General features: G+C 72.9%; 20 protein-coding genes and 1 tRNA gene. 9 read left to right on the top strand and 12 right to left on the bottom strand.

Going from position 1 to position 24,970, the window contains the following annotated elements; genetic code table 11:
• The coding region (locus Q4A22_RS02450) for a DEAD/DEAH box helicase (protein ID WP_303176932.1) at positions 1-1,883 on the bottom strand (1,883 nt) is incomplete at its 3' end.
• 136 nt (positions 1,884-2,019) lie between these two features.
• The gene (locus Q4A22_RS02445) at positions 2,020-3,690 is read right to left on the bottom strand and encodes a DUF2079 domain-containing protein (protein WP_303176931.1); all 1,671 of its coding nucleotides are present in this window, start codon (positions 3,688-3,690) and stop codon (positions 2,020-2,022) included.
• 456 nt (positions 3,691-4,146) lie between these two features.
• Between Q4A22_RS02445 and Q4A22_RS02440 the strand changes: the two genes are divergently transcribed.
• Together Q4A22_RS02440 and Q4A22_RS02435 are read left to right on the top strand one after the other, a co-directional pair.
• On the top strand, positions 4,147-5,148 hold the full coding sequence (locus Q4A22_RS02440) for a DNA-3-methyladenine glycosylase (RefSeq protein WP_303176929.1): 1,002 nt from the start codon (positions 4,147-4,149) through the stop codon (positions 5,146-5,148).
• Between the two features lie 82 nt (positions 5,149-5,230).
• A complete protein-coding gene (locus tag Q4A22_RS02435; RefSeq protein ID WP_303176928.1) occupies positions 5,231-5,944 on the top strand; it encodes a VIT family protein in 714 nt (237 codons plus the stop codon).
• Between the two features lie 148 nt (positions 5,945-6,092).
• On the opposite strand, the gene Q4A22_RS02430 is transcribed toward Q4A22_RS02435, so the two are convergent.
• Positions 6,093-6,494, bottom strand: a complete 402-nt coding sequence (locus Q4A22_RS02430) for a co-chaperone YbbN (protein WP_303176927.1) — start codon at positions 6,492-6,494, stop codon at positions 6,093-6,095.
• 198 nt (positions 6,495-6,692) lie between these two features.
• Positions 6,693-6,774, bottom strand: a tRNA-Tyr gene (locus Q4A22_RS02425).
• A gap of 147 nt (positions 6,775-6,921) precedes the next feature.
• Between Q4A22_RS02425 and Q4A22_RS02420 the strand changes: the two genes are divergently transcribed.
• Both Q4A22_RS02420 and Q4A22_RS02415 read left to right on the top strand, forming a co-directional pair.
• The gene (locus Q4A22_RS02420) at positions 6,922-7,914 is read left to right on the top strand and encodes a patatin-like phospholipase family protein (RefSeq protein ID WP_303176926.1); all 993 of its coding nucleotides are present in this window, start codon (positions 6,922-6,924) and stop codon (positions 7,912-7,914) included.
• Positions 7,915-7,968: 54 nt separating this feature from the next.
• The gene (locus Q4A22_RS02415; RefSeq protein ID WP_303176925.1) at positions 7,969-8,460 is read left to right on the top strand and encodes a YajQ family cyclic di-GMP-binding protein; all 492 of its coding nucleotides are present in this window, start codon (positions 7,969-7,971) and stop codon (positions 8,458-8,460) included.
• Here the strand turns inward: Q4A22_RS02415 and htpX are convergent.
• Complete coding sequence (htpX, locus tag Q4A22_RS02410) at positions 8,457-9,362, bottom strand: zinc metalloprotease HtpX (protein ID WP_303176924.1); 906 nt, start codon at positions 9,360-9,362, stop codon at positions 8,457-8,459. The two genes, Q4A22_RS02415 and htpX, sit on opposite strands and share 4 nt — an antisense overlap.
• Before the next feature lie 120 nt (positions 9,363-9,482).
• On the bottom strand, positions 9,483-11,255 hold the full coding sequence (locus tag Q4A22_RS02405) for a sigma-70 family RNA polymerase sigma factor (protein WP_303176923.1): 1,773 nt from the start codon (positions 11,253-11,255) through the stop codon (positions 9,483-9,485).
• Between the two features lie 558 nt (positions 11,256-11,813).
• Here Q4A22_RS02405 and Q4A22_RS02400 point away from each other — a divergent pair.
• The gene (locus Q4A22_RS02400; protein WP_303176922.1) at positions 11,814-12,290 is read left to right on the top strand and encodes a Fur family transcriptional regulator; all 477 of its coding nucleotides are present in this window, start codon (positions 11,814-11,816) and stop codon (positions 12,288-12,290) included.
• Positions 12,291-12,334: 44 nt separating this feature from the next.
• Positions 12,335-13,858: a catalase gene (locus Q4A22_RS02395; protein ID WP_303176921.1), complete on the top strand. Its 1,524-nt coding sequence runs from the start codon at positions 12,335-12,337 to the stop codon at positions 13,856-13,858.
• 79 nt (positions 13,859-13,937) lie between these two features.
• On the opposite strand, the gene Q4A22_RS02390 is transcribed toward Q4A22_RS02395, so the two are convergent.
• Positions 13,938-15,344 carry an SseB family protein gene (locus tag Q4A22_RS02390; RefSeq protein ID WP_303176920.1) on the bottom strand — a complete coding sequence of 469 codons (1,407 nt, stop codon included), beginning with the start codon at positions 15,342-15,344 and terminating at the stop codon, positions 13,938-13,940.
• Positions 15,345-15,557: 213 nt separating this feature from the next.
• On the opposite strand from Q4A22_RS02390, the gene Q4A22_RS02385 reads away from it, so the two are divergent.
• Complete coding sequence (locus Q4A22_RS02385) at positions 15,558-17,003, top strand: DUF6882 domain-containing protein (protein WP_303176919.1); 1,446 nt, start codon at positions 15,558-15,560, stop codon at positions 17,001-17,003.
• Positions 17,004-17,060: 57 nt separating this feature from the next.
• A complete protein-coding gene (rarD, locus tag Q4A22_RS02380; RefSeq protein ID WP_303176918.1) occupies positions 17,061-18,038 on the top strand; it encodes an EamA family transporter RarD in 978 nt (325 codons plus the stop codon).
• A 90-nt stretch (positions 18,039-18,128) separates the two neighbouring features.
• Here the strand turns inward: rarD and Q4A22_RS02375 are convergent, their stop codons facing one another.
• The 4 genes from Q4A22_RS02375 to Q4A22_RS02360 form a co-directional block, all read right to left on the bottom strand.
• Positions 18,129-18,326, bottom strand: a complete 198-nt coding sequence (locus tag Q4A22_RS02375) for a methionine/alanine import family NSS transporter small subunit (protein WP_303176917.1) — start codon at positions 18,324-18,326, stop codon at positions 18,129-18,131.
• Complete coding sequence (locus Q4A22_RS02370; RefSeq protein ID WP_303176916.1) at positions 18,323-20,107, bottom strand: sodium-dependent transporter; 1,785 nt, start codon at positions 20,105-20,107, stop codon at positions 18,323-18,325. Before Q4A22_RS02370 ends, Q4A22_RS02375 begins: the two co-directional genes overlap by 4 nt.
• 90 nt (positions 20,108-20,197) lie before the next feature.
• The gene (locus tag Q4A22_RS02365; RefSeq protein WP_303176967.1) at positions 20,198-21,160 is read right to left on the bottom strand and encodes a polyprenyl synthetase family protein; all 963 of its coding nucleotides are present in this window, start codon (positions 21,158-21,160) and stop codon (positions 20,198-20,200) included.
• A gap of 109 nt (positions 21,161-21,269) precedes the next feature.
• Positions 21,270-22,541 carry an NAD(P)/FAD-dependent oxidoreductase gene (locus Q4A22_RS02360; RefSeq protein ID WP_303176915.1) on the bottom strand — a complete coding sequence of 424 codons (1,272 nt, stop codon included), beginning with the start codon at positions 22,539-22,541 and terminating at the stop codon, positions 21,270-21,272.
• A 191-nt stretch (positions 22,542-22,732) separates the two neighbouring features.
• Between Q4A22_RS02360 and Q4A22_RS02355 the strand changes: the two genes are divergently transcribed.
• Complete coding sequence (locus Q4A22_RS02355) at positions 22,733-24,118, top strand: isochorismate synthase MenF (RefSeq protein WP_303176914.1); 1,386 nt, start codon at positions 22,733-22,735, stop codon at positions 24,116-24,118.
• A gap of 96 nt (positions 24,119-24,214) precedes the next feature.
• Here Q4A22_RS02355 and Q4A22_RS02350 read toward each other — a convergent pair whose 3' ends face one another.
• Complete coding sequence (locus Q4A22_RS02350) at positions 24,215-24,952, bottom strand: SDR family oxidoreductase (RefSeq protein ID WP_303176913.1); 738 nt, start codon at positions 24,950-24,952, stop codon at positions 24,215-24,217.
• Positions 24,953-24,970 lie beyond the last annotated feature (18 nt).

The following is a 24,970-nucleotide window of genomic DNA, read 5'->3' as shown; positions in this document are numbered from 1 at the left end:
TCGCCGCGGGGTCCACGGTCGGAGCGGGGGCCGCGGTCGCGGTCGCCGCCGCGGAAGCGGTTGCCGCCACGGGGCCCGCCGCCGCCGGGTCCACGGTCCTCCTGGATGCGGATGGGCGCGCCGTTGATCTGGGTGTTGGACAGCTTGTCCAGGGTGCCGGCCGGCAGGTTCTCCGGCAGGCCCACCAGGGTGAAGGTGGGGCGGATGTCGATCGCGCCGATCTGCGAGCCGTTCAGCCCGCCCTCGTGGGTGAGGGCGCCCACCACGGCACCGGGGACCACGCGGTCCCGGTGGCCCACGGCCAGCTTGTAGGTGCGCATACCGGCCTCCTCCCCGGGGGTGCGGCGGTTGCGGGGCCCGTCCCCGCGGTCCCGGTCACGCTGCTTGCGCTGCGGCGGCTCGGGGAGGTCCTCCACGAAGAACGGGCGCCCGTTCTGGGCGATCACGGCCAGCGCCGCGGCGATCTCCTCGGCGTCCACGTCGTGCTCGGACTCGTACTGCTCCACCATCTCGCGGAACAGCGAGAGGTCCTCGGACTCGATGGTCTCCGTGATCTGCTGCGCGAAGTTGTCCTTGCGGGTCTGGTTGACCTCGTCCGTGGACGGCACGCGCATCTGCTCCACCGGCTGGCGGGTGGCCTTCTCGATGGCCCGCAGCAGGTACTTCTCGCGCGGGGTCATGAAGAGGATGGCCTCGCCCTTGCGCCCCGCGCGGCCCGTGCGGCCGATGCGGTGCACGTAGGACTCCGTGTCGTGGGGGATGTCGTAGTTGACCACCAGGGAGATCCGCTCCACGTCCAGGCCACGGGCGGCCACGTCCGTGGCCACGAGGATGTCGATCTTGCCCTCGCGCAGGGAGTCCACCGTGCGCTCGCGCAGGTTCTGGGGGATGTCGCCGTTGATGGCGGCGGCGGTGTAGCCGCGGGCCTTGAGCTTGTCGGCGATCTCCTCGGTGGCGGCCTTGGTGCGCACGAAGACGATGACGCCGTCGTAGTCCTCGACCTCGAGCACCCGGGTCATGGCGTCCAGCTTGTGGGCGCCGGTGACCTGCATGTAGCGCTGACGGGTGTTGGTGCCCGTAGTGGTCTTGGCCTTGACCGTGATCTCCTGGGGGTCCCGCAGGTACTGCTGCGCGATCCGGCGGATGGCCTTGGGCATGGTCGCGGAGAACAGGGCCACCTGCTTCTCCACGGGCGTCTGGGACAGGATGGTCTCCACGTCCTCGGCGAAGCCCATGCGCAGCATCTCGTCCGCCTCGTCCAGCACCACGTACGCGATGTCCTCGAGCTGCAGGGAGCCCTTCTTGAGGTGGTCGATCACACGGCCGGGCGTGCCCACGACCACCTGCGCGCCGCGCTTGAGCCCCGCCAGCTGCGGACCGTAGGAGGAGCCGCCGTACACGGGCAGGACGGTGAAGTCCTCCAGGTGGGTGGCATAGGAGCCGAAGGCCTCGGCCACCTGCAGGGCGAGCTCACGGGTGGGGGCCATCACGAGCACGCGGGTGGTGCGCTGCGGGCCGTGCAGGTCCGAGAGCTCCGCGAGCTTGGACAGGGCCGGGACCGCGAACGCCGCGGTCTTCCCGGTTCCGGTCTGGGCGAGGCCCACCACGTCCCGACCGCTGAGCAGCGCGGGGATGGTGGCGGCCTGGATGGGTGAGGGGTACTCGTAGCCCACCTCGTCCAGCGCCGCGAGCACGCGGGCGTCCACGCCGAGCTCGGCGAAGGTGGGAGGGGTGGGCTCGGAGGAGCCGTCCGCGGCGGGAGCGGGTGCCTGGGCGGCGTCGCCGTCCGTGCGGACCTCGTGGGTCACGGGCGCGGCGGTGGGCTCACCCTGCGGGGCGGAGTGGTCGGTGTCCGAGTGGTCGGGAGTGGAATCGGTGGGCACGGAAGAACCTCGCTTCGGTGGAGTGGAGTGGATGTCACCGGTGCGAGCGGGGTGTCCGCCGAAGTCCGAAAACCGACGTGCCGAGGACGGCGAAACGGTTGCTGAGGACATGGAACCGGGATGATCGCTGCCCACTCTATCGCACCGGCCGCTCCGCCACGGGTCTGACGCGGGCCACCACGATGTTCTGCTCGTCACTGACCACGGCGTACTGCTCGCCGTAGACCTGCTGCGCGTAGCCGGCGACGTCCTGCGGCGGCGCCCCGCCCCACGTCCCGTCCTCGCGGTCCACGACCACGTACTGCGGCGCGGGGTCCCCGCCGTTGCCGATCCAGTGCACCCGCGTGCGGCTCACCAGCCTGTTCATGAGGGACAGGTCCGTGCCCACGCTCGCGTCCCGCGGGATCTCGGCCACCGCGGCGGTCTTCGCCTGGGCGCGCGGATCCGGCTGCCACGCGGCGGCCCCGCCCAGCTGGGCCAGCGGCTGCTGGGTGCCCACTGCGAGCGCCACCGTGAGTGCGACCCACGGTGCGGCCGTGGAGAGGACCCACAGCACGGTGGACTCCCGCACCGCGACGTTCCTCCGGGGCCGCTGCCCGCGCTCCTCGTGGCGGAACACACGGGCGGCGTCCGCGCGCAGCCGGGCGACGGCGTCCACCAGGGCCACGAAGACCACGGGCATCAGCACCGCGCTGTAGTGCCACCCCGGCCCCCAGTACCCCTCGTTCGGGGAGAGCATCCGCCACGCCAGCGTGGGCACCGCCACGAGCGCCAGCGGCGAGCGCACCGCCACCACCGCGCCGGCGAGCAGCAGCATCAGCCACGTGACCAGCTTCTGCGGGGGCACCACCTGCAGGATCACGGCGCTCGCCGGATCCCGCAGCAGCCCGGTCACGTCCAGCTTGTCGGCGTAGGCGAACGTCCCCGCCGGGTTCAGGGCGGGCAGCACCACGGTGACCGCGAGCACCGTGGCCGCCACGCCCCACACCACCAGCGCGAGCCCGCACACCAGCGACCGCCTGCGCCCGGTGGTCCAGCCGTCCGATCTCCCCTCCTCGGCGGTCCACCCGCCCGCCCTTCCGTCCTGGGACGGCGGGGCTTTGGCGGACGACGCCGCCCGGTCCGGTTCCGCGGCGCGGGCCACCTCCCAGGGTGGGCGCCTCCCCGCGGCCCCGGGGGGCGCCGCCCCACGGGAGGGCGAGGGCTGGACACCCAGGGCGACCCAGCGGCGTCGTGCGGCGGGCAGCCACCGGGACAGGGCGGGGCGTGCGGCGTGGGCGAGCATGAGCGCGCCGATCGCCGCCACCGTGATGCCGAGGTCCTCCTTGACCAGCGCCACGGGCGCGCTCCACAGGGCCGCCGCCACCCACCGCCGCTCCCGCAGCGCGCACAGCCCGGCCGCGAGCAGCGGGACGGCGAGCGCGATCTCGTGGAACTGCACGGCCACCGCCTGCTGCAGCCCGAAGCTCAGGGCGTAGGCCACGCCGAGCGCCGCGGCGGGAGCGAGGTGCAGCACCCGCAGAGCGCCGCGCGTGACGAGGGCGGCGGAGATCCCGAACAGGACGTCCTGCGCGAGCATGGGCGTCAGCGCCGAGGGGAAGATCCGGTAGACGGGCGCCAGCACCACCAGCAGGGGGTGGAAGTGGTCCCCCAGCAGGTTGAAGCCGTGTCCCTTGAGGTCCACGGTGGGGCCGTCCCCGGCGGCGTAGGAGGACAGCAGCTGGGTGAAGATCGCGTTGTCCCACGAGGGCACGTCCCACCTGAGCCACTGGCTCCAGGACAGGGCGCAGTACAGGAGGGTCGCCACGCCGCCGACCAGCAGCGGGAGCAGCCGCGCCCACCTGCTCCGGCGGCCCGGGTCCGAGACTGCGGCCGCGCCGGACGGGAGTGCGGCGCCGGGCGGTTCTGCGGCGGTGTGGTGGGGGCGGGCCATCGCGCGTGCCTCCGGGGTCTGAGGGGCTTGGGGGGGGCTGGGGGGTCTCTCCGGGCTTCTCCGTGCGGGGCCACGTGCACCCACCACGGAGGGCAGTGGAGGGCGTCCGGGCGCAGGGAGCACGCGGGGACGACGCCGCTCGGGCACGTGCCGCTCCCACCGGCCCCACGCGGCAGAATATCGCGGGCGCACGCCCCCGGAGCTCCCGCTTCCCGGGTGTTTCCCCCACCGGTGACTCGTAGTCGGCGCACTGGTGGCGCGGCCATCCCCCCCCTGTGCTGCCCCGCGGTCACCCGAGCAGATGTCGGAACCGCGTGCCAGCATCGGGACATGACCACGCGGGACAGGGTCCAGGACGCCCAGAACGGAACGAGCGCCGCCCCCGCCCGCGCCCGCTGGACCCCGGACGGTCCCCTGCACCTGGGACAGACCCTGCGCGTGCTCGGGCGCGGCGCGGAGGACCCCACAGTGCGGGTGCTGGGCGAGAGCTGCGCCTGGATCACCACCCGCTGCGGCGGCCTGCCCGTGAGCGCCCGCTTCTCCCGGCCGCAGGGAACCCCGGGTGAGAACCCCCTGCTGCGGGACGTGGTGGTGGAGGCGTGGGGACCCGGCGCCCACGCCTGGCTGCCCTCCGCCTCCGGGTGGGTGGGTGCCCGCGACTCGTGGGAGGAGTTCGAGTCCTCGCCGTCCTTCGAGGCCCTGCCGGACTCCCTCCGCCGGGCCCGGCACACCCACCCCGGGCTGCGTCTGCCGGCCACGGGTGCGGTGCTGGACCGGGCCGTCGTCGCCGTCCTGGAGCAGCGGGTGACCGCCCTCGAAGCGGTGCGTGCCTACCGTGCGCTGCTGCGGTGGCACGGGGAGCCCGCGCCCGGACCCGCACCTGCCGGGATGCGCGTGGCTCCCACCGCGGCGCAGTGGCGGAGGGTGCCGTCCTGGCAGTGGCACCGCGCGGGCGTGGACCCGGCACGCTCGGCCACCGTGATGCGCGCCGTGCAGCGGGCCCCCGCGCTGGAGCGCCTGGTCCTCGAACCGGACCCCGCACGGGTGCGCACGGCACTGCAGTCCATCCCCGGCATCGGCCCGTGGACGGCGGCGGAGGTCACCCAGTGCACCCACGGGGACCCGGACGGGGTGAGCGTCTACGACTACCACCTCGCGGACTACGTCTGCTGGTTCTTCGACGGCGCCCCGGGCTCCGACGAGCGGATGCTGGAGCTGCTCGAACCGTGGCGCGGGCACCGGCAGCGGGTGGTGCGCCTGCTGAAGGCCAGCGGCCACCGCAAACCGGCGTTCGGCCCCCGGCTGAGCCCCCAGGACCACCGCCACCACTGACGCGACGCAGCCCGGGTCAGCTCCGTTCAGGTGTGCCTGTCCTACGTGGCGGAACCGCCGAACGAGGGCGCACACTCCTCGCATGACTCAGCACACTCTTCCGGAACCCCACATCGAGAGGACCGGGAACCGGCTCAACAGACTGCGCGCGGGCGTCCTCGGCGCGAACGACGGCATCGTGTCCGTGGCCGCCACCGTGGTGGGCGTGGCCGGGGCCACCACCGCCACCGGGCCCGTCCTGGTGGCGGGCACGGCCGCCGTGATCGGCGGGGCCCTGTCCATGGCCATGGGCGAGTACGTGTCCGTGTCCAGCCAGCGGGACTCCGAGGAGGCCCTCATCGAGAAGGAGAAGCGGGAGCTGCGGGAGATGCCCCAGGCGGAGCTGGACGAGCTCGCGGAGCTCTACCGCGAGCGCGGGCTGAGCGAGGCCACCGCGCGCCAGGTGGCCCTGGAGCTCACGGAGAAGGACGTGCTGCGCGCCCACCTGGACGCCGAGCTGGGCATCGACCCGGACGACATCGCCAGCCCGTGGGCCGCCGCCGTCTCCTCCGCCCTGGCCTTCTTCGTGGGGTCCCTGCTGCCGCTGCTCGCCATCCTCCTGCCGCCCCCGCACTGGCGGATCCCGGTGACCTTCGCGGCCGTGCTCCTGGCGCTGGCCCTCACGGGAACCCTGGGCGCACGCCTGGGCGGCACCCCCCGCGTGGGGCGCGCCACCGTGCGCGTGGTGCTCGGGGGCGCGATCGCCCTGGGCGCCACGTTCCTGATCGGCTCGCTGCTGGGGGTCTCGGCGGCCTGAGCCGCGGTGGGCCCGGTTCCTCCCCGGCAGACCCCCCCCACGACGACGCCGCGGCAGTGCACGAGGGCGGCTCCCCTTCCCGGGGAGCCGCCCTCGTGGTCTCCGTGGCTCCGTGGCCGCCCAGGGCCGCGGTGCGCGGAGAGTCCTGTCAGTTCTGCGGGGCCTCCGGCGCGGCGGCGGACTCGGCCTCGGCGGCCTGCTTCTCCACCTCGGCGCGGACCTCGTCCATGTTCAGGTTCTTCACCGCGTCGATGACCTGCTCCAGCGAGGAGGCCGGCAGGGCACCGGGCTGGGAGAACACCAGGATGCCCTCGCGGAACGCCATGAGCGTGGGGATGGAGGAGATCTGCGCGGCCGCGGCGAGGCCCTGCTCGGACTCGGTGTCCACCTTGCCGAACACGATCTCCGGGTTCTTCTCCGAGGCGGCCTCGTAGGTGGGCGCGAACTGCTTGCAGGGTCCGCACCACTCCGCCCACCAGTCCAGCAGGACGATGTCGTTGTCGGAAATGGTCTGTCCCAGGGTGTCCTGGGTGATGTCAACGGTAGCCATGTCCCCGACACTAGGGCCCTGGTCCCGCCCGGTTCCAGACAGTTCACTGGTGGCACAAGGAACGCCCCCCCACCCCGGGCGGCGGGCAGGAGTGCACGGCCGGAAGACGCCGGGCGAGAAACCGTGACGTGAAAAAGGGGCCTTCCGAACCGTGTGGTCCGGAAAGCCCCTGGTGAATGCCCGCGGCATTCTTCTCGGTGGCAGGTGAGGGATTCGAACCCCCGTAGGCAGTGCCAGCTGATTTACAGTCAGCCCCCTTTGGCCGCTCGGGTAACCTGCCGAGACGCCCGCCCGCGCAAATGTGCAACGCGGTGAAGCACCTCAACAGTACACGGCGGAGCGCGGGCGTCCCAAATCACCCGCGAGCACCCCGGGTGCCGCCACGGGAGAGGCGGGGGCCACCCACCCCGCGGCGCGCCTGCCGCTGTTGACCCACGGTGATCAGCAGGCTGATCATGAACGGTGGACCAGCCACGACCTGCAGCCGTTCCCCCACCCGCCGGGCGGGGCCCGCTGGCTGCGACGAAGGAGACGGACCACCATGGTGGACACCACGAGCAGCACCCGCGCCATCGTTCTCGGGGGCGGCGGATCAGCAGGCATCGCCTGGGAGAGCGGACTTCTCAGCGCACTCCTGGAGGCGGGGGTGGACCTGGGCGCCGCGGAACTCGTGGTCGGCACCTCCGCGGGATCGGTGGTCGCGGTGAACCTGCGGGCCGGCCGGATGGACGAGACCACCCTGCGCGGGCAGCTGGCGCAGGAGGCCCCCTCCCCCGGCCGGGCGGCGTCGGCAATGCCGGAGTTCTCCGCCGAGCGGTTCATGGAGCTGATGGCCGAGGCCGCCCGGGAGGCGACGAGCCCCGAGGCGGGGCGCGCGGCGATCGGGAAGCGGGCGCTGGTCGCCGCCGTAGCACCCTCGGAGGAGGAGTGGATGGCCCAGATCGCGGCCCAGCTGCCGCAGCAGTGGCCCGAGGGCCGCGTGGCCGTCACCGCCGTGGACACCGCCACCGGCGGCCTCGCGGTCTTCGACGCCCGCAGCGGCGTGCCCCTGGAGCGGGCGGTGGCCGCGAGCTGCACGGTGCCCGCCGTGTTCCCCCCGGTGCACGTCGACGGCCGCGCCTACATGGACGGCGGAATGCGCTCGGCCACGAACGCGGACCTCGCGGCGGGCCACGACCGGGTGCTCGTGGTCTCGTGCAACCCGGAGCCACCCACGAGTCCCTTCGGGCCCACCCTGGAGCAGTCGCTGCGCCTGATCGAGGAGAGCGGCTCGGCGCTGCACGTCACCGCGGACGCCGCGAGCCGCGCGGCGTTCGGGGCCAACCCGCTCGATCCGGCGCGTCGGCTACCCTCGTTCGAAGCCGGTCTCGCGCAGGGACGTCTGCTCGCTGACCGCACCAGGCAGTTCTGGGACGCGTGAGCCCACGGCACCCCGCGCTCCCCCGACCGCACCCCACCAGCCGAGGAGCAGACAGTGGCAGCAGAATCATCGTTCGACGTGGTCAGCAAGGTGGACAAGCAGGAGGTCTCCAACGCCCTGAACCAGGCGCAGAAGGAAGTGGCCCAGCGCTACGACTTCCGCGGCGTGGGGGCGGAGATCGACTTCTCGGGAGAGAAGATCCTGATCAAGGCCAACTCGCAGGAGCGCGCCGAGGCCGTGCTGGACGTGTTCCAGTCCAAGCTGGTCAAGCGCGGGATCTCCCTGAAGTCCCTGGACGCCGGTGACCCGTACCCCTCCGGCAAGGAGTACCGCATCGAGGCCTCCGTCAAGGAGGGCATTGCCCAGGACCAGGCCAAGAAGATCACCAAGCTCATCCGGGACGAGGGCCCCAAGGCCGTGAAGGCCACCATCCAGGGAGACGAGCTGCGCGTGTCCTCCAAGTCCCGCGACGACCTGCAGGACGTCATCGCCCTGCTGAAGGGCTCGGACCTGGAGGTGGACCTCCAGTTCGTGAACTACCGCTAGGACGGGCGGCCTCCCCCGGCGCGGGCCATGTTCTCGAGCCGCGCGATCCGGTCCTGCGTGGCCGGGTGGGTGCGGAAGAGACCGGTGACGGCCCCGCCGCGGAAGGGGTTCGCGATCATCAGGTGGGAGGTGTTGACCACCCGCTGGTCCTCCGGGTCCATGGGTCGCTGCGCGGCCCCGCCCTCGATCTTGCGCAGCGCCGAGGCGAGTGCCAGGGGGTCGCCGGTGAGCCGTGAGCCGTCCTCGTCGGCGTCGTACTCGCGGGTGCGGGATATGGCGAGCTGGATGACGGTGGCGGCCAGCGGCGCGAGGAACGCCATGAGCAGACCCACCAGGGCGTTTCCGCCGCGGTTGTCGTCCCCACGGCCGCCGGCTCCGCCGAAGATCGCCGCGAACTGGAGCATCTGCGCGGCGGAGGTGATCACGCCCGCCACGGCGGCGGCCACGGACGAGGTGAGGATGTCCCGGTTGTAGACGTGCATCAGCTCGTGGCCCAGCACGCCGCGCAGCTCCCGCTCGTCCAGCAGCTGCAGGATGCCCTCGGTGCAGCACACCGCGGCGTGCTCGGGGTTGCGCCCGGTGGCGAAGGCGTTGGGGCTCATGGTGGGCGCGATGAACAGGCGCGGCATGGGCTGACCCGCGGCCTGGGAGAGCTCGTGGACGATCCGGTACATGGCCGGGGCCTGCTGCGGTGTCACGGGGACCGCGCGCATGGAGCGGATGGCGATCTTGTCCGAGTTCCAGTAGCTGTACGCCGTGGTGAACAGCCCCACCACCGCGAACAGCACGATGAACACCGAGCTGCGGGTGGCGCCCGCGATCACCCACCCGATGCCCAGCAGCACCACCCACATCCCGCCCAGCAGCAGTGCGGTCTTCAGTCCGTTGTAGTGCCGGTGCATGCAGGTGTCTCCTCGGGGTCGGCGGGTGGCCCGTGGGCTCCCGGGTGCTGGGTGCGATCCGCGGCGGGGACCGCGGGCCGGTTCTGTGGCGGGGTGGCGCGGGTGCGCGGGGATCGTCGGCTATGGGAAGAGCGGGCACCATGGAAGGCCGATGGAGCCCCCGGTCACCACGCAGATGACGTCCGACGGGCTGGGTTCGGGCCGGATCCCGGGGTCCGGAGCGACAGTCGGAGCGGCCGTGGTGGGCACTGCGGCAGAGGGCGCTGCGGTGGGGACCTCGGCGGACGGCTGTGCGGTGGGCGGCACCACCTGCGCGCTCGGGGACGTCGCGGGAGGAACCGTGACCGGCAGGCTCGGCTGCGGCGAGGGCGTGGACGGCACGGCCCCTGGATGCTGCGTCCCCGGCAGGAACGGGGTTCCCGCCCCATCATTGCGGGGGCTCTGGGGAGCACTGGCGCCCGACGACGCTCCGTCGCTCCCGGACCCGCCACCCGTTTTCTGCCGGGTGCCACCCTGCGCCGCACTCGCCGCCGGGGCCTCGGGTGCGGCGGATCCCCCCGCAGCGCCACCACGCTCGCCGGAGGGCCGGGTGGAGTCCGCGGGAGCGGCGTGGTCGCTGGCCGCAGCGGTGCTGCCAGGCCGTGGTGCGGCGTCCCCGGTCCTCGCAGCGGCGGGGCTGCTCGCCCCGGTCGCCGCGGTGCCGGACGCGCCGGTGCTCGAGGTGGCCTCGGGGGAGCTCGCCACGGCGGGGCGGGCCTCATCCTCCCCCTGGGCCACGGCCACGATGCCCACCGCGGCGGCCGCGGCCACCAGCAGCGCGGCTCCGGCCACGGCCCAGCCCGTGGCGGTGCCCGCGAGCGTGGTGGCCCCGCCGGAGGATCCCGGTCCCGCGGACGCGGCCCCTGCACCCGTCCCGGGCGCGGGCTCACCCATTGGAGCCGCAGCATGGGGTGCGGCACTCCCGGGGACGGGCCCGGCGGCGTCGTGCGCGACGGCGTGCGTGCCCGCGGAGACGGCGGTGGCCGTGGCCGTGCCCGCACCCCAGAGGGGCAAACCCGCCAGGATCTCGGAGAGGCGGCCGCCCGCACCGGACCACAGGGGCAGGCCCGCGAGGACCGGCAGGATCCAGCCGCGCATGCCCAGCCCCAGGTCCTGCAGCTGGAGGTACTCGGCGGTGCAGCGGCGGCACCCGTCCAGGTGCTCCTGCACCACCGCGGTGCGCGAGGGAGTGAGGGAGCCGCGGGCGAACGCGCCCAGCTGGGACGAGTACCTGTGGCAGTCCTCGAGCGCCTGGGCGGAGACGTGCTCCTGCATGTACGCGGCGCGCAGCCCCTCCCGGGCGCGCTTGCCCAGAGCGGATACGGCGTTGGGCTGGGACCCCACCACGGACGCCACCTGGCGCGGTCGGCGGCCCTCGACCTCGAGGTACCAGAGGACCTCCTGCCACCGCTCGGGCAGGGAGGCGAACGCCCGTGCCACCACGGCGGAGTCCACCTGGCGCACCACGATGTCGTCGAAGAACTCCACGCGGTCCAGGGGCCCCTCCGGCTGGGGGTCCTCCGGGCGGGTGCGGCTGAGGTCGTTGGCGCGGTCCGCGGCGAGGCGGGAGACGGCCGTGACCAGGTAGGCGCGCAGGAACTCGCGCGGGCCGCGGCCCTCGCGCAGCAGCCCGAGCACACGGGTGAAGGCCTCGGAGACCAGGTCCTGGGCGTCGGCCTCGTTGCGGGAGTGCATCCGGGCCACGGCCAGGGCCGCTCCACGGTGGCGCTCGAAGAGCTCTCCGAAGGCGGAAGTGTCCCCCTCGCGCACGGCGGTGAGCAGGTGCTCGTCGCTGGCGGGGAGCTCGTCGTGGTCCGCGAACCCGTGGGATCCGGAGCGTGGGCTGTCTGGCATGACACTCTCTCGAGAGGTGTGGGGTGAAGTGCGTTCTCCCCATTGTGGCAGTCGCAGGCGGAGGGCGGCAGTCGGCGACCTCGCATTGCGGTCGGCACGCGTGGCAGCCGGTGCGGTCGGGGACGAGACCGGCCCCCCGCCGATCCCGTCCCCGTCTCCTAGTACCGCGCTCCTCCCCCCTCACCGGGCAGCCCACCCGGCGCGGAGCCGCTCTAGCCCGCCGCCGCCACGTGATGTGTCCCCGTACTGGCCGTGGCGGCGGCTCGGCGGCCCCAGAGCGATCGGACCGTCCGGAATCTTGTGCAGCCCGCACGCGATTCACTGTGTAGACGCGCGGGCCCACGGATCGTGACGCGAAAATCGAAAAACTTTTTTCGGAAGTTCTCCGACCGCTCCCGGGGGCGTTTCGTGCAGCCCACGGATGGGGCCTCGGCAGCCTGACCGATGCCCGCGCGGCCGTGGCGCACGGCATGGCGGGAGGCGCCACGGCCGGTCCGACAGCGAGTTAGGTCACACTAACTATTGTGAATGACTCAGAATAAGGCTAGGGTGTGAGCCATGGAGACCACCGTGGAGCCCGCGCCGCACCCCTCGCGGGACGAGTGGAGCTCGCACCTGCGCTCGCACGGGCGCAGGGTCACCAGGCAACGCCTGGCGGTGCTCGACGCCGTGGAGTCCGTTCCCCACGCCACCGCCGAGGACACGGTGCGTCAGGTCCGTTCGGTCCTGCCCAACATGTCCGTCCAGTCGGTGTACGTGGTGCTCGCGGACCTCGCGGCCATCGGCATGGTCTCCAAGTTCGAACCGCCCGGGTCACCGGCGCGGTACGAGATCCGCACCGGGGACAACCACCACCACGCGTACTGCATCCGCTGCGGTGTGGTGGAGGACGTTCCCTGCACGGTGGGACACGCCCCGTGTCTTGTGCCCTCCGAGGACCACGGCTTCCAGCTGCTGTCCGCGGAGGTGGTGTTCCGGGGCATCTGCCCGCGGTGCCAGCAGGACACCGCGGAGCAGAGCGCCACGGTCCAGTAACGTCAACTTCTTCGTCGGATCCCATCCATCACCCAGGAGGAACCATGTCTGACACCACTCCCCACGAGCACGGACTGCGCAAGACCGGTTCGTTCACCACCGACCAGGAGGGCCTGCCCGTTCCCACGAACGCGGACGCCCACTCCCTGAGCGTGGGCGCGGACGGGCCCATCGTCCTCCACGACTCCTACGTCGTGGAGAAGCTGGCGGCCTTCGACCGCGAGCGCGTGCCCGAGCGCGTGGTCCACGCCAAGGGCGCCGGCGCCTTCGGCGAGCTCGAGATCACCGAGGACGTCTCCCAGTACACCAAGGCCGCCGTGTTCCAGCCGGGCACCAAGACCCCCATGCTGGCGCGCTTCTCCACCGTGGCCGGCGAGCAGGGCTCCCCGGACACCTGGCGCGACCCCCGCGGCTTCGCCCTGAAGTTCTACACCACCGAGGGCAACCTGGACATCGTGGGCAACAACACCCCCGTGTTCTTCGTCCGCGACGGCATCAAGTTCCCGGACTTCATCCACTCGCAGAAGCGGCTGCCCGGTTCCGGCATGCGCGACAACACCATGCAGTGGGACTTCTGGACCCAGTCCCCGGAGTCCGCCCACCAGGTGACCTACCTCATGGGCCCCCGCGGCATCCCCAAGACCTACCGCCACATGAACGGCTACGGCTCCCACACCTACCAGTGGAGCAACGAGGCCGGCGAGCGCTTCTGGGTGAAGTACCACTTCGTCTCCGACCAGGGCACCGAGGGCCTCACGGGCCCCGAGGCCGAGGAGATCGCGGGCAAGGACGCCGACGCGCACCGCCGCGACCTGTTCGACTCCATCGAGAAGGGCGACTTCCCGTCCTGGACCATGTACGTGCAGGTCATGCCGTACGAGGACGCCAAGACCTACCGGTTCAACCCCTTCGACGTCACCAAGACGATCTCCAAGAAGGACTACCCCCGCATCAAGGTGGGCAAGTTCACACTGAACCAGAACCCGCTGAACTACTTCGCGCAGATCGAGCAGGCGGCGTTCTCCCCCAGCAACACCGTGCCCGGTGTGGAGATCTCCCCGGACAAGATGCTGATGACCCGTGTGTTCTCCTACCCGGACACGCACCGGCACCGCATCGGCGCGAACTTCGCGGACCTGCCCGTGAACTTCCCTTACCGCTCCGAGCAGAACTCGTACTCGCAGGACGGCCCCATGCGGTACACGTTCAAGCACCCGAACCAGCCGGTGTACGCGCCCAACACCAAGGGCGGGCCCATCGCCGGTGTCGGTCCGGCCGCCGCTGACGAGATGCGCTGGGAGTCCGACGGCGAGCTGCTGCGCACCGCGGCCACCCTGCACTCCGAGGACGACGACTTCGGCCAGGCCGGCACGCTCTACCGCGAGGTCTTCAACGACGAGGAGAAGGCCGAGACCGTGGAGAACATCGCCGGTCACATCGGGGACGTCACCGACGCCACCATCAAGGAGGCGGCCTTCCAGTACTGGGAGAAGGTGGATCCCGAGCTGGGTCGGCGCGTCCGCGAGGCCGAGGCCCGCAACGCCGGATCGGACGCCTACGGCATCTGATCCCCGCCACTGAGCGGGCGCCCCTGGCGCCCGCCCGGTACCAGGCCCCGTTCCCGCTCTGGCGGGGACGGGGCCTGTCTCACTGCCCGGAGGTACCCTGCCCCCGGTCCCGCCCGGCGGCGTCGTCGGCCTGCTGCGCGGGTGCCTGCTGCTCGCGCTGGGTGATGAGCTGGAGCATCTCCCGCAGCTGCTCGGTGGGCAGCGTGGCCACCGGCGCCATGGCGTTGAGGCAGATGGCCGCGGCACCGCCGTCCAGCGCGAACTGCAGCACCTGCCGCGAGGGTGCCGAGCGCACGGTGAGGGTGGGGTCCAGCGCGGCCACCTCCGCCGCGGAGGTGAACACCAGCAGCGTGTCGGGGGTCTCGCCCTTCCGCTCGGGCTGGACCATGACCGGCAGGGCGCTGTCGTCCTGGTCCCGCGTGCCGAGCAGCAGGTGCCCGTCCGGGTTGAACAGGGCACCCAGGACGTTGGCCATGTTGTCGTCCAGCAGGGCCTGCTTCAACGGCTCGTTCTGCGGGGAGCGGGCCACCCACTCGATCTGCTCCCGGGGGATGCGCAGGGCGTGCTCGGCGGCGGGATCCACCACCACCTCGTCGTACTGGGCGTCCTGCGCCACCATGGCCATCACGGCGGCGGCACGCTGGCGCAGCAGCGCGGGCTTCTCCCGCTGCGACCCGGTGGAGCTGCGGGAGAGCATCGCCTGCGCCTGCTCCGCGGCCGTGTAGACCGCCAGGGCGCGGCGCCCGTCCGGCTGGGAGACCGTCTGCACCCGCAGCTGGGAGTCGGGGCCCACGGGCTGGCCGTCCGGGCCGGGAACCATGTCCGAGCCGGAGATGTCCAGCAGCACCGTGCCCGCGAGGGCCTCGCGCAGCGCCCCGGCCAGGGCACGCTGGCCGTCATCCGTGGAGCACGCCTGGGCGGCGGCCCGCAGCCGCGGGTGCACGTCCCCGTGCTCCGGGTCCTCGGAGGGCGCGGCGTACGGCAGCTCGATGCCCGCGCTGCTCGCGAGCTCCACAGCCCACAGGGGTGTGCGCTCCTGGGTCCGGGGGAACTCGCGCAGCTGCGCCAGGACGTCCTGCGCGGTGTACGAACCCTCCTGGGCGTAGGCGTGCGGCATCTCGTCGAAGGCGTAGGAGGCGCTCGTGCGCAGGGTGGGCTCGGGCCAGTTCTCGGCCACGATGGTCACCGCCACCGAGAACCAGCTGCCCCGGCCGGGGACGTGGCAGGTGCGCTGCAGCTGCGCGAGGGTCTCCAGCACCGGGCTGTCGGTCTTCACGGGCCCGGCCGCGCCGGGGATCACGCTGCCGCTGCGGTTCTCGACCACGCGCAGGTGCACGCGGCCACCCTGGGGCTTGAACTCCACGAGCATGGAGTCCCACCCCGGCTCGGTGCGCAGCACGGACATGACCCACTCACCCACCCGTGCCACGAGGTCGCGTTCGCCGGGGGTGGGATCCGCCGCGGTGGGCTGGGGTGCAGAACTCATGTGGTGTCACTGTCCCTTCGACCCGTCCGTGCCGGGTCAGCTCGTCAGGAGGCCGCGCGGTGGCTTCCGGACGTGCCGGGTCCGCGCGCGGGACCAGCCTAGCCAACGCCGCGCTCCCTCCCCCCGGACCCGCCGCCGCGTCCCGCGCGGGTGCCCGGGCCGCGGGGCAGTGCGCACCGTGTGGGAGTCCGCACCAGTTGTTAGCCTGGGGCCATGACGAAAACCTTGCAGGAGCTGATCGACGCGTCGATCTTCATCTCCACCGAATACCAGGCAGTGCTGGCGGAACTGTCCCAGGGCGCGGAATGGGACGTGGACTTCTCCGCGCCGTCGTTCACCCTGCAAACCACTCCCCCGGTCACCCTGACCCCGTACCTGCTGGGCACGGAGTCCGCCGCGCGCGGGTCCTTCGTGTGGTCCTGGCAGGAGCTCGGCCACTTCGACCCCCGGGTGGTCTCCGCGGCGGTGCAGACCAGGCAGGCCGGAGAGCGTCAGGGCGTGGCGGAGCTGACCACGGACGAGCTGCCCCTGCAGGACGGGCTGGCCCGCCGCCTCACGCTGGCCGCCAAGGCCGCCACGGGTCTCTACGCCCACTACCCCGCCCGCGCCGGGGGCAACATCACCGCGTGGCTGCTGCTGGACGGCCCCCAGTTCGACCTGCCCCGCCTCACCGAGCAGCGGATGATGCAGGTCATCGGCGAGTCCCTGACCACCGGCACGGCCGTGGACCACAACGCCGCCGTGGCCAGCTACGCCCGGCTGCGCGGCGCCCACGTGCAGTGGGACACGGACGCCACCTGCGTGGTCACCGTCCACGACGGCGCCCAGCGCTTCTGGTTCGACGAGCACCAGATCACGGGCGTGGAGCCCGCCGAGCCCACCGTGGGCGAGGCCGAGCTGCGCGAGCTGGAGCGCCAGGCGCAGACTCACCGCGAGGCCCTCCTCGAGGACCGGCGCGCGGCGGTGACCCGCGCCGAGCAGCTCGGGGAGCAGCAGCGCGCCGAGGCCGCCGATCGCAAGCGGCGCGAGCGCGCGGAGGCCGACGCCGCGGCGTCGCCCGCGCCGGTGGACTCCCGCGAGGAGCCGCTGCCCAGCGAGCTGGCTCCCGAGGACATCGAGGCGCCCGAGCCCGAGCAGCCCGAGGGGGACGTGGCCGTTCCCGCGAGCCAGGTCCGGGACGCGGACCTGCCCTTCGACCAGGAGCCCACGCGCGCGCCCGCCGAGCCGGGACGCGTGGAGACCACCGTGCTGCCCGGCTCCCGCGAGGATGCGGCCACCGCCGGGCCGCAGGCTTCGCCGCACCCCGACACCACCGCCATGTCCCGCGTTCCCGATCCGGACTTCGCCGCGTCCCAGCCGGGCGCACCTGAGGTGGCCGAGCGCGAGACCGTGGTGGAGGAGTTCGAGGAGCGCACGGTGACCCGCGAGGAGACCCCGGTCCGCGAGGACGTCCGGGAGCGCACGGCCCGCGAGGAGCGCCCCCTGCGGGAGGAGCACGAGGAGCTCGTGGAGCGCGAGACCGTGGCCGGCCCGGGTGCCGCGGACGACGACCTCACCGCCCCCGCCGTGGTGGACGGCCAGGAGGTCGAGACCAACGAGCAGGCCGAGCGCAAGGGCAAGAAGAAGCGCGGGTTCCTCAGCCGCTTCTTCGACCTGTAGGCCCACCATCCCGTCCCCGGCCGTCACGGCACGTCCGCCCGGGGATAGGATGCTGCGATGACCGACACCGCGACCACCGGCCCGGACCCCGACCACCACGCTCGGGCCCGGGCCGGAGTCGGCTACGGCTTCGGCGCCTACGCCCTGTGGGGGCTGCTGCCCCTCTACTTCGTGCTGCTGGCCCCGGCCACCCCGTACGAGATCGTGGCCATGCGCATCCTCTTCTCGCTGCTCTTCTGCCTGCTGCTGCTCGCGGTGACCGGCGGGCTGCGGGACTACCTCCGGCTCTTCCGTGACCGCCAGGCCGTGCTGGCCCTGGGCGCGGCGGGAGTGCTGATCGCGGGGAACTGGCTGCTCTACACCGTGGCCGCGACCACCGGGCACACGCTCGAGGCGTCCCTGGGGTACTTCATCAACCCCCTCGTGGCCATCCTGCTGGGCGTGCTCGTGCTGCACGAGAAGCTGCGCCGGATGCAGTGGGCCGCCATCGCCGTGGGCGCGGCCTCCGTGCTGGTGATGTCCGTGTTCTACGGCGCGGTGCCCTGGCTGTCCCTGGGGCTCGCGTTCACCTTCGGGTTCTACGGGCTCGTGAAGTCCCGACTGGGCTCCCGCTACTCCGCCCTGGTGACCCTGAGCGGGGAGACCACCATGATCGCTCCCCTGGCGCTCGCCGCCGTGGCCGTGCTGGGTTCTCAGCACCGGCTCACCCTGGTCACCGAGGGCGCGGGGCACTTCCTGCTCCTGCTCGCGGCGGGCGTGATCACCGCCGTCCCCCTGCTCCTGTTCGGCGCCGCCGCCTCCCGGCTGCCCCTGAGCACCGTGGGGATGATCCAGTACGTGGCACCCATCGGCCAGTTCATCCTGGCCGTGGCGCTGTTCCACGAGCAGATGCCGCCCGAGCGCTGGGCAGGCTTCGGGCTCGTGTGGGTCGCGGTGGTGCTCCTGGTGCTCGACGCCGTCCGCGCGCCTCGTGCACCCCGCCTCGCCCGCCGCTCCGGCAGCGGCTCCGGCAGACCCTCCGCGCCCCGGGACTGAGCCGGCCTCGCAAGCCCCGCACGACGAACCGCCCCGGACCCGTGAGACGGGTCCGGGGCGGTTCTGGGTGCCGGAGGTTCCGGGAGCGGGTCAGACCCGCTCTGCGGTGCCCGGGCGCTGCGCGGCGGCGTCGCCCTCCGGCGACGGCACCCGCTGCTGCTCCTCGGGGGAGAGGTCCAGCTCGTCCGGGTGCTCGGGCGAGCGCCTGATGTTTGCCACGGCGAGGGCGAGACCGCCCCACACCGTGACCATGGCGATGCTCATCATGATGATCGCGCCGATGCTCATCGGTTCCCTCCTTCCGCGTCACCGGGGGCGAACCCCGCGGAGGCGCTGTGTTCTGCGGTGTCCCCGCGACCGGTTCCGGTGACCGACGGCGCACCGGCCCAGGGCGCGGAGCGCTGCACCACGGTGCCGTGGTGGATGGCGTTCAGCGAGAAGTCCTGGTCCAGCGCCACCGTGCGGCCGGCGGTATCCCGGTAGTGGGTCAGGGGCTCGTGCTGGGCGATCTCCTTCCGGTCCAGGTACGCGTCCTGGATGGGCGGTGCCGGGCTGGTGAACGCCTCGGCGGTGCGCCTGGACCAGGGCAGCTTGGCCAGCAGGTACGCGACGACCACCAGGGAGAGGGCCATGCCCCACCCGAAGGTGTTCACGAACCACTGGGGCATGTCGTTGTACCCCTTGGAGATGGTCTGACTGACCTGGTCGATCAGGATGTAGCCCAGGATCACGGGGGTGAGACCGCCGGCCATGATCATCCAGGTGCGCCCCAGCTTGAAGGAGGACACCGAGTTGATGTGGTCCCGCAGCGTGGGCAGCGCCGTGAACCCCGCGGTGAGCACCAGCACGGCCACCAGGGCGGCGGCCACGATGCCGAAGTTGTTCACGAACGAGTCCACCACGTCCAGCAGGTTCAGCCCCGTGGTGGTGGGGAAGAACAGCAGGGACACGGCGGCCAGGGGCACCACCACGACCACCACGGAGGTGACGCGGGAGAGCCCGAGCTTGTCACGCACACCGGCCACGATGACCTCCACGATGGAGATCAGGGACGTGAAGCCGGCGAACGTGAGGGCACCGAAGAAGAGCACGCCGATCAGGGTGCCGAACGGCGCCTGGGAGATGATGGCCGGGAAGGCGATGAACGCCAGGCCGATGCCCGAGGTGGCCACGTCCGAGACCTGGGTGCCGGAGGCGTGGGCCATGAAGCCCAGTGCTGCGAACACCCCGATGCCGGCGAGGATCTCGAACGAGGAGTTCGCGAAGCCCACCACCAGCGCGGAGCCGGAGAGGTCCGAGCGGGGCTTGAGGTAGGAGGCGTAGGTGACCATGATGCCGAAGCCCACGGAGAGCGAGAAGAAGATCTGCCCGTACGCGGCCACCCACACGGAGGAGTCTCCCAGGGCGGACCACGAGGGGGTGAACAGCGCGTTGAGGCCGTCGCTGGCGCCGGGCAGCGTCACCGCGATCCCCACCATGATCAGGAACATGACCACGAGCAGCGGGATCAGGACCACGTTGATCTTGCCGATGCCGTTCTGCACACCGAGCATGAGAACCACCAGCATGACCAGCCAGGCGATGGCGGTGGCGGTGAACACGGGCCAGATGAAGTCGAAGCCGATGGTCACCTGGTCCGAGACGTGCATGTAGTCCTTCATGAAGAAGGAGGCGGGGTCCGAGCCCCACGCCTTGGAGAAGGAGAAGACCGTGTACTGCATGGCCCAGCCGATGATCAGGGCGTAGTACAGGGCGATGACCACGCAGATGGCCAGCTGCCACCACCCGATGGTCTCGAGCTTGCGGTGCAGCCGCCGGTAGGACAGGGGTGCGGAGCCGCGGTAGCGGTGGCCCACGGCGTAGTCCAGCATGAGCAGAGGGATCCCTGCGGTCAGCAGCGCCACCAGGTAGGGGATGATGAAGGCGCCGCCGCCGTGGTCGAACGCGACGTACGGGAAGCGCCAGATGTTGCCGAGGCCGACGGCTGAGCCGATGGCCGCGAAGATGAACATGGTGCGCCCGGAGAATGCTTCCTTGGCGGCGCCACCACGCGGTGAGTCAGTGGACATACGGGTACCTCGTGAAGGTGTGCATCCATGCACGCGCGCCGGGTGGGGCGCACGCCAGTGGATCAGGAACGGATGGATCTCACAGGGAACTCAGCCCTGGCGGTGCACCACCGCGTGGGCGAATTCGATCAGTGCCGCCTTGGCCACGGAGTCCGGCAGGGGTGCCAGGGCCTCGATGGCCTCGTCCGCCCACCGGTTGGCGATCTGCCATGCCTCGGCGGCTGCGGAGTGGTCCGAGACGGCCGCCACGGCGGTGGCCAGGGCGGCGTCGTCGGTGAGGTCTCCGTCGATCAGACGGAGGACGTGGGCTGCGGAGGCGGCGGCCTCCGGGTCGGGTCCGGCCGCGTCGCGGCGCAGCAGCAGGACGGGCAGGGTGTCCACACCCTCGCGCAGGTCCGTGCCGCGGGTCTTCCCGGAGACGTCCGGGTGGCCGGTGAGGTCGATGATGTCGTCCGCGAGCTGGAACGCGAGGCCCAGCTTCTCGCCGTAGACCACCATGAGATCCACCACGGAGCGCGGGGCGCCGCCGAGCAGGGCGCCGTACTGGGCGCTCGCGGCGATCAGGGAGCCGGTCTTGCCGGCGAGCACCTGGATGTAGTGCTCCACGGGGTCCTGGCCCTCGGCGGGGCCGGTGGTCTCCTTGAGCTGGCCGATCACCAGGCGCTCGAACGTGGTGGCCTGGATCAGCAGCGGCTCCTGGCCCAGTGCGGACACGAGGGCGGAGGCACGGGCGAAGATCATGTCGCCGGTGAGGATGGCCACGGTGTTGCCCCACACGGTGTGCGCGGTCTCCACGCCGCGGCGCAGGGGGGCGGAGTCCATCACGTCGTCGTGGTAGAGGGAAGCCAGGTGGGTGAGCTCCACGACCACGGCGGCCTCGACGACCTCGTCCGTGACGGTGCCCGCGGCCTGGGCGGCGAGCAGGGCCAGCAGCGGCCGCACGCGCTTGCCGCCCGCGCTGAGCAGGTGGCGGGCGGTGACGTCCGCGAGCCCGTCAGCGGAGCGCACCGCGTCTCCCAGCCGCTCCTCCACGCGCCCGAGCGAGCGCAGCATGAGGGGGCCCAGGTGGGGGTCCTGGGCGATGAGTTCGAACCCCGCGGGCAGGCGCAGGGAGCCCTCGGGGCGGCTGGGTTCAGTCACGGTCCACCACTCTATCGACAAATCAGGTCGCGGGGGTCAGGGCGTCCAGGACCGCGATGGCGCGGTCGGTCACACTGCGAGCGGGGCGGTCGGAGAGCTCGGTCATCACCTGGACCGCGAAGCGCATGAGCGCGGGGACGCGCATTCCCGCGTGCATGGCCGCGGTGAGCACCGCGGGGTGGCCGATGAGCTCGGCGAGCGCCCTGCCCTGGGTGAAGTGCGCTCCCCACTCGGCGCGCACGAGCCGCGGGTAGCGGGCCAGGGCGTTCTCGCGCTGCTGGGGCCCGTTCGCGGCGGCCGCGTCCACGATGCACTGCGCCGCGAAGAGTGCGGACTCCATGGCGTTGGAGATCCCCTCGCCGTTGAACGGGGAGACGAGCCCGGCGGCGTCGCCCAGGAGCATGAGCCCGGGGACGTAGTGGGGTGTGCGGTTGGCGGCCATGGGCAGGGCGGCGGAGCCCACGGAGCCCACCTGGTGCTCGGGGTCGAAGGTCCACTCGGGGGGCATGGAGGCGGTCCAGTCCCGCAGCACCGCGCGGTAGTCCAGGGAGCCGAAGGCAGGTGAGGTGTCCAGGATGCCCAGGCCCACGTTGGCGGTGCCGTCCCCCACGCCGAACACCCAGCCGTAGCCGGGCAGCAGCGGGCGCTCCGCGGCGGAGCCGTCCTGCAGCTCCAGCCAGCCCTCCATCCAGTCCAGCTCGGAGCGCGGGGAGCGGTAGTAGGTGCGCACGGCCACGCCCATGGGGCGGTCGGTGCGCCGGTGCAGTCCCGCGGCCACGGCGGTGCGGGTGGAGTTGCCGTCCGCGGCGAGCACGAGGTCCGCGCGGTGCTCCTCGGTCTCGCCGGTGCGGCGCCCCGTGGCGGGGTCCAGCACGGCGGCACTGACGCCGACCACGCGGCCGGTGACGTCCCGCAGCACGTCCTTCACGGAGCGGCGCTCCACCACGGTGGCCCCGGCGCTGCGGGCGTGGCGCACGAGGTCCTCGTCGAAGCCCGCGCGGGTGCGCACCAGCCCGTAGGAGGGGAAGTCCGTGAGCTCGGGCCACGGGAACTCCACGGTGCGCCCGGCGGCCACGAGCCGCAGCCCCCGGTTGCGGGTGTACCCCTCCGCCTTCCCGTGCGGCACGCCCATGAGCTGCAGCTGCCGGACGGCACGCGGGGTGAGCCCGTCCCCGCACACCTTCTCCCGGGGGTAGGAGGACTTCTCCAGGACGGTCACGTCCATCCCCTGGCTCGCGAGCCAGTACGCCGCCGTGGCACCGGCGGGGCCACCCCCGCTGATCAAGACCTTCACTGCGCCGCAGCCCTCCGCGTTTCCCGGCTCCGGGGCGCGCACCGGTGCGGCGCGTGCCCCCTGGACGAATTCGTCCTCATTGTGTCACCGCGCTCCGACGCCCCGAGCCGCCGCGGGTGCGCCCCGGGCGGGCTTCCCGTGGTCCGCGGGCGGAACGGGCCGGTGGCGGGCGCGTCCTATGCTGGTGGGCGATGACTCCTGAGCTTTCCGCGCCCCGCCTGGGCGCCCTGACACTCCCCCTCTCCGACGTCCCCTCGGCCAGGGAGTTCGCCCGCCACCCGGACGTCCGCCGCCTGCTGGACGGCCGCGACCCCGCCACCTGGATCATGGGCGGTCGCGGGCTCGTGGGGCTCGGGCGCACCGCGGCGTTCCGGGTCCGCGGCGGCACCCGGTTCACCTCCGCCCGCGTGTGGTGGGACGCCGTGCGCCAGGACGCCGCGGTCGAGGACCGGGTGGAGCGTCCCGGCTCCGGGCTGCTGGCCTTCGGGGCGTTCGCCTTCGCGCCGTCCTCCGCGGCGGTCTCGGGGCTCGTGGTCCCCGAGCTGGTGGTGGCCACGGACGACGACGCCGCCTGGCTCACCCTCACCGCCTCCGGCACCGCCGTGCCCACCCCCGAGGACGTCGACGCCGCCTGGCGCCGTCTCGTTCCCGCCGTCCTGCCCGACCGCGCGCCCGCAGACGGTGACGCGGCGGCATCGGAGCCCGCCGTGGAGCCCGGCACGCTGGACGAGGAGCAGTGGATGGCCGCCGTCGCGGACGGCGTGGGGATGATCCGGGCGGGCGAGCTGGACAAGCTCGTGCTGGCGCGGGACGTGGTGGTGGACACCGGACGGCCCATCGAGCTGGGTGCCGTGCTGGGGCGGCTGAGCGAGCGCTTCGCCACGTGCTGGACGTACTGCGTGCGGCTCGGGGACGAGAACTCCGCGGAGGAGGGCGCCGGGCGGCTGCTGGGCGCCACTCCCGAGATGCTGGTCCGGGTGCACCGCGGCACGGCCTCCGCGCGCGTGCTCGCCGGGACCCTGGACCGTCAGGACCTCCCCGAGGGTGCGGACCCCGAGGACTTCGCGGTGGCCGAGCTGGCCGGTTCCGACAAGCAGCGCCGGGAGCACCGCTTCGCCGTGGAGTCGCTGGTGGCGGGGCTCTCCCCCTACGCGGACGAGGTCTCCGGCGGCGAGCAGCCCTTCATCCTGGACCTGCCCAACGTGTGGCACCTGGCCTCGGACGTCACCGCACGGCTGCGCGCCGGGGTGGACGGCACCCCGCCCTCCGCGCTGGAGCTCGCCGAGGCCGTGCACCCCACGGCCGCGGTGTGCGGGACCCCCACGGACACCGCCGGAGCGGTGATCGAGGACCTCGAGCGCACGGACCGCGGCCTCTACGCCGGGCCGGTGGGCTGGCTCGACGGCTCCGGCAACGGCGAGTGGGGCATCGCCCTGCGCGGGGCGGTCCAGCTGGACGCGCACCGGGCCCGGGTCAGCGCCGGGTGCGGGATCGTGGCCGAGTCCGACCCCCGCGCAGAGCTCGCCGAGACGTGGGCCAAGCTGCGCCCCATGCTGGAGTCGCTGCCCGCACGGTGAGCGGGACGCGGCGGGCGCACCGGGCGGTGCGTCCGGGCGGGGAGCGGCGGCCTCGCCGGACGCGGCGGACGGATGGGCCGGGCGGGGTCCGCGGGGTCAGCGCATCCCGGAGGGGCGCACCGTGATGACCTCCACCTCGGAGGTGCGCTGCGCGTCCACGGCCAGGCGCACGGCCGCGGCGATCTGCTCGGGCTGGATCCACTCCTCCGGGCGGTACGGCTGACCCATGTGCTCGTGCAGCTCCTCCTGCATGTCCGTGGCCACGCGGCCCGGGTGCACCGAGGTCACGCGCACACCGTTCTCCCGCTCCTCCTCGCGCAGCGCGTCCGTGAGGGCGCGCAGCGCGAACTTGCTCCCGGAGTACAGGGCGGAGGACGCCCGGGAGGTGAACCCGGAGCCGGAGTTGATGGCCACCACGTCCCCGCGGGCTGCACGCAGCTCGGGCAGGGTCAGCCGGGTCAGCTGCGCCACGGAGACCACGTTCACGTCGAAGATCCGCTCCCACGTCTCGCGCGAGGCCTCCGCCACGGCGGCCTGGGGCGCGATCCCGGCCGAGTGCACCAGGACGTTCAGTGCCGCGAACTCGTCACGCAGGGGCGCCCAGGCGGCGGCCACCGCGGCGTCGTCGCTGACGTCCGCGACGAACGCGCGCGTGCCCGGGCCCAGCCCCGCGAGCTCCTCGCGCACGCGCTCCACGTCCGCGGTGGAGCGCCCGCCCACGAGGACCACGTGGTCCCGGGCGAGCTCCTGGGCGACGGCCCGTCCGATGCCGCGCGTGGCACCCGTGACCAGGGCGGTGCGAGGGGTTGTCTGCTGTGCCGTGGGTTCGCTCATGCGAGCCATGCTAGCGAG

It is taken from the genome of Kocuria sp. (assembly GCF_030530945.1).
Classification (GTDB): domain Bacteria; phylum Actinomycetota; class Actinomycetes; order Actinomycetales; family Micrococcaceae; genus Kocuria.
This window is presented reverse-complemented; position numbering and strand designations above follow the sequence as displayed.